Source organism: Embleya sp. NPDC059213 (assembly GCF_042754445.1).
GTDB lineage: Bacteria > Actinomycetota > Actinomycetes > Streptomycetales > Streptomycetaceae > Embleya.
In genome coordinates, this window is record NZ_JBHZAV010000267.1 from 1 (window position 1) to 10,113 (window position 10,113).

At 70.5% G+C, this 10,113-nt stretch carries 13 protein-coding genes; 4 read left to right on the forward strand and 9 right to left on the reverse strand.

All coding sequences use genetic code 11. From position 1 onward, the window contains the following. Nucleotides 1-144: 144 nt before the first annotated feature. From ACFXMF_RS44420 to ACFXMF_RS44455, 8 genes are all read right to left on the reverse strand, one after another. Nucleotides 145-1,338 carry a cytochrome P450 gene (locus tag ACFXMF_RS44420; protein ID WP_379991731.1) on the reverse strand — a complete coding sequence of 398 codons (1,194 nt, stop codon included), beginning with the start codon at nt 1,336-1,338 and terminating at the stop codon, nt 145-147. A gap of 197 nt (nt 1,339-1,535) precedes the next feature. Beyond that, nucleotides 1,536-2,144 (reverse strand): ATP/GTP-binding protein, encoded by a 609-nt coding sequence (locus ACFXMF_RS44425; RefSeq protein WP_360306477.1) that lies wholly within the window; start codon nt 2,142-2,144, stop codon nt 1,536-1,538. Next, nucleotides 2,125-2,493, reverse strand: coding sequence for a DUF742 domain-containing protein (locus ACFXMF_RS44430; protein ID WP_360306481.1), 369 nt, complete (start codon nt 2,491-2,493; stop codon nt 2,125-2,127). The genes ACFXMF_RS44425 and ACFXMF_RS44430 overlap by 20 nt, the downstream gene beginning before the upstream one ends. Next, a complete protein-coding gene (locus ACFXMF_RS44435) occupies nt 2,490-2,891 on the reverse strand; it encodes a roadblock/LC7 domain-containing protein (RefSeq protein WP_360306484.1) in 402 nt (133 codons plus the stop codon). The genes ACFXMF_RS44430 and ACFXMF_RS44435 overlap by 4 nt, the downstream gene beginning before the upstream one ends. After that, on the reverse strand, nt 2,888-4,195 hold the full coding sequence (locus ACFXMF_RS44440) for an ATP-binding protein (RefSeq protein WP_360306487.1): 1,308 nt from the start codon (nt 4,193-4,195) through the stop codon (nt 2,888-2,890). Before ACFXMF_RS44440 ends, ACFXMF_RS44435 begins: the two co-directional genes overlap by 4 nt. A 701-nt stretch (nt 4,196-4,896) precedes the next feature. Continuing rightward, nucleotides 4,897-5,919, reverse strand: a complete 1,023-nt coding sequence (locus ACFXMF_RS44445; RefSeq protein WP_379991730.1) for a hypothetical protein — start codon at nt 5,917-5,919, stop codon at nt 4,897-4,899. A 94-nt stretch (nt 5,920-6,013) separates the two neighbouring features. Next, the gene (locus ACFXMF_RS44450) at nt 6,014-6,505 is read right to left on the reverse strand and encodes an indole-3-glycerol phosphate synthase (protein ID WP_360306492.1); all 492 of its coding nucleotides are present in this window, start codon (nt 6,503-6,505) and stop codon (nt 6,014-6,016) included. 129 nt (nt 6,506-6,634) lie between these two features. Next, nucleotides 6,635-7,255 (reverse strand): TetR/AcrR family transcriptional regulator, encoded by a 621-nt coding sequence (locus tag ACFXMF_RS44455; protein ID WP_379991729.1) that lies wholly within the window; start codon nt 7,253-7,255, stop codon nt 6,635-6,637. 187 nt (nt 7,256-7,442) lie between these two features. On the opposite strand from ACFXMF_RS44455, the gene ACFXMF_RS44460 reads away from it, so the two are divergent. Continuing rightward, nucleotides 7,443-7,865, forward strand: coding sequence for a nuclear transport factor 2 family protein (locus tag ACFXMF_RS44460; protein ID WP_360306498.1), 423 nt, complete (start codon nt 7,443-7,445; stop codon nt 7,863-7,865). A 107-nt stretch (nt 7,866-7,972) separates the two neighbouring features. Beyond that, nucleotides 7,973-8,158, forward strand: coding sequence for a DUF397 domain-containing protein (locus ACFXMF_RS44465; protein ID WP_360306501.1), 186 nt, complete (start codon nt 7,973-7,975; stop codon nt 8,156-8,158). On the opposite strand, the gene ACFXMF_RS44470 is transcribed toward ACFXMF_RS44465, so the two are convergent. Further along, a complete protein-coding gene (locus ACFXMF_RS44470; RefSeq protein WP_380021187.1) occupies nt 8,103-9,119 on the reverse strand; it encodes a DMT family transporter in 1,017 nt (338 codons plus the stop codon). The two genes, ACFXMF_RS44465 and ACFXMF_RS44470, sit on opposite strands and share 56 nt — an antisense overlap. A gap of 47 nt (nt 9,120-9,166) precedes the next feature. Between ACFXMF_RS44470 and ACFXMF_RS44475 the strand changes: the two genes are divergently transcribed. Next, entirely contained in the window at nt 9,167-9,718 is a 552-nt protein-coding gene (locus tag ACFXMF_RS44475; RefSeq protein ID WP_360306507.1) for a CGNR zinc finger domain-containing protein, read from the forward strand. Nucleotides 9,719-9,750: 32 nt separating this feature from the next. Further along, nucleotides 9,751-10,113: TetR family transcriptional regulator (locus ACFXMF_RS44480; RefSeq protein WP_380021189.1), on the forward strand; the 363-nt coding region annotated here is incomplete at its 3' end.

Sequence of the window (10,113 nt, forward strand, 5' to 3'; positions counted from 1 at the left end):
TGTGGGGGGGGGCTTCGGGGCCCTGTTGTAACCCCGCCCGGCCCGGGGGGCCCGGGGGTGGGGGCGGGCAAACCCGGCCCCCGACCCCGGCACCGGTGGTGGGTGCCATGGGTCACCCGCCTGGCACGGCGGGTCAGGGTGTGACTATTGGCCTCGCCACCAGTTCAGGAACGAGCTCCACACGCCGCCCTTGCGCGCACCGGGGTCCGGGCGCTCGGGGGCGGTGGCGGGGCGTGCGGGCGCCGGGTCGGCCGGCGCGGGTGCCCGGCGCGGCGCGATCGGCGTGAAGCGGGCCGGCAGCGCGGTGAGCGCTCGGTTGAAGGGGCCGGGACGCCAGTCCAATTCGGCCGCCGGGACCGCGAGTTCGAGGTCGGGGAGGCGATTGAGCAGCTTCTCGATCGCGGCGGTGGCGATCAGCCAGGCGGAGTCCTTGGCCGGGCACGCGTGCGGTCCGGCGCTCCAGGCCAGGTGCGAACGGTTGCTCGGGCGACGGCCGTTCGCGAACAGTGCGGGATCGCTGTTGGCGGCGGCGAAGCTGATCACCACCGGGGTGCCCCGGCCGAGCGCGACGCCGGCCAGGTCGACGTCCCGCACCGGATAGTGCACCGCGTAGTTCGCCATCGGCGGGTCGGCCCACAACACCTCGTCGAGCGCGTCCTCGACGGAGGCTCCGCCGCCGAACAGGCTGGCCGAGAACCGCTCGTCGGAGAGGATCAGTCGCAGTCCGTTGGCGATCAGATTGCGCTGTGGTTCGGTGCCGGCGCTCATCAGCATGACGAGTTGGTGGATCATCTCCTCGTCGGTGAGCCGGTTGGGGTGCGCCATCAGCCACGAGGTGACGTCCGAGCCGGGCTCTTCGCGTTTGAGCGCGACGAGTTCGACCAGGGCTCCGGTCAACATCTGATTGGCCGCGTCCGCGTCCCCGACGGCGTCGAAGATGCCCGCGATGCCCGCCACCAGGCGGTCGCCCAACTCGGGCGGGCTGCCGAAGAGTTCGCTGAACACCAGGAGGGGCAGGGTCTTGGCGTAGGAGTTCAGCAGGTCGACGGTGCCGGTGCCCGCCCACTGGTCGACCAGGTAGTCCGAGCTGCGTTCGACGAACCGGCGCAACTGGTACGGGTCGATCCGGTCGAGGCTGTCGGTCACCGCCTGGCGCAGCCGCAGGTGCTCGGCGCCGTCGGAGAACAGACAGTTCGGCCGATACATCATCATCGGCACGACCGGGCTGTCCTCGGGAACCCGGCCGTCGGCCAGCGCGAGCCAGCGTCGGGGGTCCTTGGCGAACAACTCCGGGGAGTGCAGGACGCGCAGCGCGGCGGCGTGGTCGGTGACCAGCATCGCCTCGACGCCGGGCGCCAATTCCACCGGCGCCGCCACGCCCTGTCGGCGCAGGTCTTCGTACACGGCGCGCGGGTCGGCGGAGAACGTCTTGTCGTACAGGGGAACGGCCCCGCCGGCGTGGTGCGCGGGGCAACCCGGAGGCGGGGAGGGGTGACCGCCGGACGAGGGGGCCGGCGGATCGTATGGGCCAGTGTTCACGCGAGTTCCTTGGATGCCCGAAGCTGGAGGTAGCGGACGAGGGCCATCAGGGCCTCCGTCGAGGAGGCGCGGTCGCGGGCGTCGCAGGTGACCAGCGGCGTGTCCGGCAGCAGGTCGAGCGCGGCGCGCAGCTTCTCCAGGGGATGTTCGACGCCGCCGTCGAACCGGTTGATGGCGACGGCGTAGGGCACGTCGTACTCCTCCAACAGGCCGATCACGTCGAAGGATTGGTCGAAGCGCTCGGGGTCGATCAGGACCAGGGCGCCGAGCGCGCCGAGCGTCATGTCCTTCCACACCTGGGCGAAACGCTGCTGCCCGGGCGTGCCGAAGAGGTAGAGCACGAGTCGGTCGCTGAGGGTGAGTCGGCCGAAGTCCAGGGCCACCGTGGTGGTGGTCTTGCGGCCCGCGCCCGTCAGGTCGTCGATGTGTGCGCCGGCCTGCGTCATCGTCTCCTCGGTGGTGAGGGGGCGAATCTCCGACATGGTTCCGACGAAGGTCGTCTTGCCGACGGCGAAGTGCCCGACCACCAGGATCTTCGCCGCGACCTTGACGGAGTCGGCCAGGTAGACGTCGGTGCCGGCGCCGCTAGAGACGGGCGAGTCCATCCAGCACCTCCTGTAGCAGTTGGGTCTTGGGCAACTCGGCGCTGGGGATGGGGCGGCGGGTGGCCACCAGGCCGGTGTCCATCAGGTCGGACAGCAATACCTTGACCACGCCGATGGGGAGTTGCAGGTGTCCGGCGACCTCGGCGACGGAGAGGATCCCGCCGCGGCACAGGGCGAGCAGGCGGGTGCTCTCGGGGTCGAGGATGTGCGGCGACTCGTCGCCCGGCAACGCGATCACCAGGCTGACCAGGTCCAGGCCCTCGCGGGTCGGGTGGCCGCGGCCGCGGGTGATGACGTAGGGGCGGACTAAGTCCGGGGCATCGGATTTCGCCGTGGGATCGTTGGTCATACCGAATGGTCCGCATTCCGTCGGGGCGGGCTGGTCATTTCCTTTCCGAGTTGGCGCACGAGCTGTTGCATGCGGAACGTGATGATCTCCATGTCCACGTTCTGCGTGGCCGATACAGCCAGATAGGCGCCGGGACCGGCCGCCACGAGGAAGATGAAGCCGTCGCCGAACTCGACGAGGGTCTGACGCCACGGCGTCTCGGAATCGCCGATGAACTCCGCCGTGCTCCGGCTGATGGACTGGAGTCCGGACAGCGCCGCGGCCTGCCGATCGGCTTCGTCCCGGGATATCCCGTCGGAGTGCGCCCGCAATATCCCGTCGGCGGACAGCAGGATGGCGTGCCGGGCCTCCGGGACCTTGAGGGCGTCGTTGAGTATCCAGGCCAGCTCGTTGTTCATCGGTTTTCTTGCCCTTTGTCGTCTGTATCGGGAACGCGGCCGGAGCGGGTTCCGCGCAGGAACGCGCCCATCAGCCCCGCGGTCTCCGCGTCCGATCGGTCGGGGGCGTCCGTCGGCGCCGGTTGGTGCGTGCGGTCGACCGGCAGCGGGGCCCGGCGGCGGCGCTGGGGCAGTTCTCCGTCCAGGGCGGCGGTTCCTTCGTCGGCGACGGGAGCGGCGGCCGCGGGTGCGACCGGCCGGGATTCGCCGGTCCCGGCGCGCGGGACGCGGGCGACGCGACGCTGCGCGGGCACCGAGGCGGGCTCCGCGTCGACGGCGGTGGTGAGCAGCCCGGAGGGCAACATCACCACCGCGCGCATACCGCCGTAGGGCGATCGGGTGTCCACCGACACGGTGAAGCCGTACTGGGCGGCGAGCATGCCGATCACCGGGAAGCCGAACTGGGGCGGGTGGCCCAGCCGGGTGATGCCGACCGGCTCACTGGCGTCGAGGTAGCGGGCCGCGTTCTGCCGGGCCTCCTCGTGCATGCCCACGCCCGCGTCGTCGACCATGATGCACACCCCGTTGGGCACGGTCTGGAAGTTGATCTCGACCGTGGTGTGCGGCGGGGAGTAACTGGCGGCGTTGTCGAGGAGTTCGGCCACCGCGAGGGCGACCGGCTCGACGGCTCGGCCGATGACGGCGACATTGGACTGCATCCGGATCTCCACCCGGAGGTAGTCGCGGATGCGACCCTTCGCACCGCGCATGACGTCGTACAGCGGTGCGGCGGCGCGCTGGCGGCCGGTCCACCCGCCGCAGAGCGCGGCGATCACCTGGGCCCGGCGGCCGAATTGCGAGTTCATGTGGTCGATCGCCAGGAGATCCTGGAGCAGTTGCGCGTCGACGTAGTTGTTCTGCATGTCGGAGATCGCCACCTGCTGTTCGCCGGCGAGCGCCTGGAGGGTGCGCATGGCGGCCTTCAACGCGTTCTTGGCCGAATGGTCGGCGCGATCGCGGGCGTCCTCGACGGCGGTGGTGAACATCTCCACGACCGTCTCGATGCCCTGCGCGTAGGGGGTGGCGCGCAACTCCTCGTGCCGGAGCAGCGATCCCTTCAGTCGTTCCCCGGTCTCGACCAGGGCCGGCAGCAACACCCGGACGACGTTGTCGATCTCGTCGTCGCGCATGCGCACATCCTCGGCCAGCAGGCGATTCCTCTCCCTCAGGTCCCTGACGGTTATTCGGCTGCGGGCCACGTAGACGGCCGCGGCACAGGTGCCGGCCACCCCGTACCAGAGTGCGGGGTCCTGTACAAAGTTCATTCCCACGGTCCTCGTCGCGCTATCAGGCGGGCAACGGCACGCGCAGCGAGTCGATTTCGGCGTCGACCGGGTACGCGAGGCACGCCACGCGGTCTCCGTCCGGCGTGTCGCGGAGTGCGCGACCCGCCCGCTGCACATATCACTCTCCGCTGCTCTCTCGTCGATGGGGCGTAGCGAGTGTAGTGGCGTCGACTTCCCCGTTCCGGGGCACGACGACACTTCTTCTTTCACGTCGACTACACGTGGGTGATCATTCCCGGGATCGAGTTATATGTCCGGTATATCGAGCCATGGCGACCGAATTCGATGCGCCCGTCGGCGGGGACGAATATTCGGAACGCCGGTCGGACGAACGTGGGAAATGGCTTGAATCCAACGGTCATTCGGAGCATTGCGGCCATTGCACCCACCGAATTTCGGGCAGGTCGCGAGATCGGCGGCGACACGAGACCCCGACCGGCGGACCCCGACATCCACGACCGACGCACAGGCGGGGAAGTTGTTGTGAGGATGTTCACGCATTGGCGACCCGATCGACACAACTTCCCGACGAATGCCGGGGATTCGGACCCACACCCGGATCCTCCCGAAATGGCACGAGGCCCGACACGGGTGCGTCGGGTGTTGTCACCGGGGCCCGGGGTCGATTGCCGGCCTTGCACGAAGCCGCCGAACAGGCCGTCCCGGCGGGCGTCCGGGTCTCATCGCGGGGTGCTTGTCGTGGTGTTGCCTCGGTGGGGGCAGGCGAGGCGGGACAGGATTGCCTGGGCCATCAGGTCCTCCGGGCCCTTCAACGCGTTCGCCAGGGTGTGGTCCGCGGGGAACACCGCCTCCGCCGCGACGTTGTCCTGGACGATTCGGGCCAGGTTGTCGAGGGCGACGAAGACGGGGTCGGTGGGGGGTTGGGCGGTCGGCAGGTCGATCAGGTGCGAGTCGGCCGTTGCGGGGTCCATGAAGCGCCTGATGATGATCGAGTTCTGGTTCAGGGCGGAGGTCGTCCAGATCGACAACACGACGACGTACAGGCCGGGCCAATCCGCCGGGCCGACTCGCTCCCGCCAGCGGGTCAGCAGGGCTTCGACGCCCTGGATCTGGGCCTGTGCCGCGTGTTGGATGTTGGTGCCGATGTCGTCGGTCAGCCGGCTCGTGTAGCTCTCGAACGACGTCGTGTCGACGGAGCGGCGGCGCAGGCACGCGTCGACGAATGCGAGCGACCTGTCCAGGATCCGGGTGCTCGCCGCTGCCAACTCCGGTGCCAGGTGGGCGTCGCCGAGTTGTCGGCGCGCGGTGGCCAGGGTGTCGGCGAAGGACTGGAGCGGGGCCTGCCAGCCGGTCGTTCCGGGGTCCTTGAAGGCCACCATGGCCAGGTCGTGCGGGTCCCGGCGGGCCGAGCCGGGGCGATCCGGGATCCGGGGGTTCAGGTACGGGGCGATGATCGAGTGGATGCCCAGCGGCGCGTGGGCGATCGACTTGGCCAGCTCGAAGACTTCGGATACCGGGTGCACGGATTCGTGTTCGGCGTTGTGGACGAGCGTGTATCGACCGCCCCGGTAGTCGTTCTGGACGACGATGACGGGGGCGAGATGTCGGATCAGCTCGGCTCGGAGCGCGTCGTAGTGCGCCCGGGTGTCCGTGTCGATGGCGAAGATCACGTTGCGGGCCCGGAGTTGCTGCGCCGGCGGACCCGGGTCGCCCGAGGCGCGGGCGCTACCGAGGAGCGTCACGGCGCCGACGGTGCCGGCGCCGCCGAGGAATTCCCGTCGGGTGGTCAAGGTCCGCCCTTCCCGTTCGAGTCTCCCGTGGACCGGGCCCGGCTGATCACCCCTGCCCGTCGTCCTCGTTCTCGTCGTCGCTGTGGGCGTAGAGCTTCAGCACCGGGACGCCCACCTTGTGCCGGGCCCGGGCGGCCCAGTCCCGGTGGAAGAACTCCTCGACCAGGTGCGGGGCGGTCAACACGATCACCTCGTCCGCGCCGACCTGGTCCACCACCGATCGCAGCAGGTCCAGCGGGTGGCCCTCGACCACCTGGCCGACCGCCTCGGAGCCGGCCTCGCGCAGCAGCCGGAGGGTGTGTTCCAGTGCGAGCGCGGCGGGGCGCAGGGAGTCCCGGCCCTCGGGTTCGTCACCCTCGTGGGCCGCTTCCTCCAACTCTCCGAGCACGACATCGTCGATGGTGCGCAGGAGTCGGTCCTCCGCACCCCGAGGGTTCATCAGGACGACGAACGACATCGCCTCGTCGTGCAGGCCGGTGACGAACTCGACATCCAGTGCGGACAACGGTTGCTCGACCATCAGGACGCTCGTGAACACGGCAGACCTTCCCTCGGCGCACCCGGACCGGCGCGGACGGAGAGTAACGATACCGACACCGACCGCTCGCGAGGCGGCGCTCCCGCAACCTCGTCCCCGGCGCGTTGCCCCGAGCGGCCGCGGTCTCGGTCAGGCGGTATCGAGGGCGGTATCGAGGGCGATGTTCGTGGGCACTTCGAGGCCCTCGCGCACCAGGCCCAGCAGGCGGCGGCCCTCGTCGGCGCCGCCGCCGGCGATGCACAGGCCGCCCGCGACGGCGAGCAGGTCGTCGGTCGTGACGGTGCGGCGCACGGCACCGGCGGCCTGGGCCCGGATCAGGAGCGGCTCGGCTGCGGCTCGCAGACCGCGGTGCCAACGGTCGAACAGTTCGGTGCGCTGGTGCGCCGCGTCGTGGGTGGCGGCCAGGGCCAGCGGGCGTTTGTCCGCGACGTGTTCGATGAAGGCGCCGAGCCAGACGAACAACGCCTCGGCGGGTGGGGTCGGTGCCTGGGCGAGTGCCGTGCTCTTTTCGCAGAGCGCGGCGACTTCGTCCGCGTAGACGGCGGCGAGCAGTTCGCTGCGGGTGGGGAAGTGCCGGTACAGCGTGGCGTTGCCGACGCCGGCCCGCTTGGCGATGTCGTCGAGCGCCGCGTCTGGGCCGTGCGCGTCGAAGAGTTCCTTGGCCGCCGCGACCAGCCGCCGGGCGTTGCGGGCCGCGTCGGCGCGGGTGCGGCGCGGTGTCCCCGCTGCCGGGTTTTCCGTGTCCGCCATGCCGCACCGCCCTGTCTTCACGGTCAACCGGGGACTTCCCCGGTTAACCTAGCACTCGGAAAACGGGGAACTCCCCGATTGCATGCACCCATGTACCCCTCGACCCGTGACCCCTCGACCCGTGACCCCTCGACGCCGTGACCTCCGTGACCCCTGACCGCTCACCGCATCCGCGAGAGGAACGACCGTGGCACTGAACGCCGAAGACCGCGTCACCATCACCGACCTGATCGCCCTGCACGGACACCTGATCGACGCGGGCGAACTCCTGCGCCTCGACGAGTTGTTCACCGCCGACATCGTCTACGACGTCACCGACCTGGGCGGAGCCGCGATCGAGGGGCTCGACGGCATCCGTCGGGCCGCACACGCACTCGGTGCCGGCAACCCCGTCGCGCACCACGTCACCAACATCGTGCTGACCCCGATCTCCGACACCGAGGTGACGGCCCGCTCCAAGGGCCTCGGCATCAACGTCGACGGCACGTGCGGCAGCGTGACGTACGAGGACACCGTCGTCACCACGGACGACGGCTGGCGAATCAGCCACCGCAAGGTCCACGCCCGCCGGGTGCCGTTGGACGGCGTGTGGGCCCGGGACGTGTCGTAGGCGGGTCGGCCGCGGCGGTGCCGGCGGGACGCGGGTCTTGGAGCGGTGTGGTTCGTGGGCAACTACGTGATTGTGTACCTCGAACCGCTCGACCATCGGAGGCTTCCGTGAGCAAGTTCCCGCGACGCAAGAGCAGTTACAGCGCCACGAGCAACTGCGTCGAAGCTCGGCTGCGGCGCGAGAAGGGCGTCGAGGTCGGCGATTCCAAGCTCTCGCCCGCCGCTCGCCGGCTCACCTTCACCGACTCGACCTGGACCGCGTTCCTGACCGATACCCGACGATCGCGGGGCTGAGCGCGGCATTTGCCCCCGCCGCGCCGGGTCGGTGGTCGTCGAGCCCGGCCAGGACGACGCCGCCGATGATCAGGAGGCCGCCGGCCGTCCGGGCGGCGGTGGGCGTTTCGTCGATCAGCAGCCAGGCGAAGCCGACACTGGCGACGACTTCCAACAGGGCGACGAACGAGGCCGTGCGTGAGCCGAGTCGGCGGCTCGCGGCGGTTCCCGTGGTGTAGGCCAGGGCGGCGGTGACCAGGCCGAGCAGGAGTACCGGCAACCACCAGGGCACGCGGCCGGTGGTGTAGTCGGCCGGTTCGAGCGTGGCGTGCATCGGCAACAGTCCGACAGCCGCGAGGGCGAGCAGGGTGATGGTGCCGAGTACGAGACCGGCGCCGGTCAGGGCCACCGGCGGCAGTCCGGTGTCGGTGTCCGCCGAGATGAGGAAGTACGCCGTCAGGCCCACCATCGCCCCGAGCGCCCAGGCCACGCCCGACCAGGCCAGGTCGGCGCCGGAGAGCAGGTCGACGGCCAGGACCAGGCCGGCGGCGGCCAGGCCGGAGCCGGCCAGCGTGTACGGGCGCGGTCGTTGGCCCCGGCGCACCCACAACCACACCACGACGGCGGCCGGGGCGGTGTACTCGATCAGCAAGGCCGGCGCGACGTCCATCTCGGCGACCGCGGAGAAGAAGCAGAACTGCGCTCCGGCCAAACCCAATACGCCGTACACCAGCACCACGTGCGCCTGCGCGCGCAGTTGCCGAACGCGGCCGCGCAGGGACACGGCCGCGAACGGCGCCACCACGAGCGCGGCGAGGCCGACCCGGGCCAGCACGATCGCTCCCGGACTCCAGCCGGACGAGAGCAGCCCGCGGGCCAACGATCCCGACAGGCCGAAGGACGCCGCGGAGACGACGGCGAGGAAGAGGCCGCCGCCGAGGGCGCCGGAGGAGGTGCGTACGCGCGACACGTCATCGGCCATACGGGTCATAGGCCATGACATTACGAGGCGCTATGTAAGATGTCAAAATGATTTTTGGTCATGACACCGAGTCCGCCCTCCAGGCAGCCGTGGCGCTGACCAACAGTGCGCGGGGGTCGGACACCCTCACCACCGTCCGGGAGTTGCGGGCCTGGTACACCGAGCACGGCTACACCGGACGCCGGGACGGCGATGCCGCCGAACTCGCGAGCCTTCGGGCGTTGCGGCCCGTGCTGCGGGAGTTGTTGACCGCCGACCGCGAGCACGCCGCGAGCCTGGTGAACACGATGCTCGCCGAGGCCCGCGCGCTCCCGCAGCTCGTTCGGCACGACGACCAGGACTGGCATCTGCACGCGGTCTCCGCGGACGCGCCGCTGGCCACCCGGGTGATCGTGGAGACCGCGATGGCGATGACCGACGTGGTGCGCGTCGACGAATCGTCCCGGCTGTTCCTGTGCGCGGACCAGGGCTGCGAGGGCATCGTCCTGGACCTCACCCGCAACCGTTCCCGCCGCTATTGCAGCACTACGTGCGCCAACCGCAACGCGGTGGCCGCCTACCGCGCCCGCCTCGGCGCGCGGCAAGCGGACGGGCCTTGATCCGAAGCTCCGAATGGTGGTTCACTGCTTGCATGGCCTACCGCAAGACACCGGCCGAACACGACCGCCTGAACGCGGCCCGCGAGCACCTGGTCGAGCAGGCCACCACCGTGGTCGCCGAGCTGGGCTGGGCCAACGCCTCGGTGACCGCGGTGGCCGCCGCCGCGGGCATCTCGGCCGGCTCGGTCTACCAGCACTTCCCGTCCAAGGCCGCCTTGGCGGTCGAGGTCTTCCGCCGGGCCTCCGGGCGCGAACTGGAGGTCCTGGGCCGGGTCCTGCACGACGGCGACGGCAACGCCGCAGCTCGGCTCGCGCACGGCGTCGCGGTGTTCGCCCGCCGCGCCCTGGAACGCCGCGGCCTGGCCTACGCACTGCTGGCCGCACCCGCCGAACCC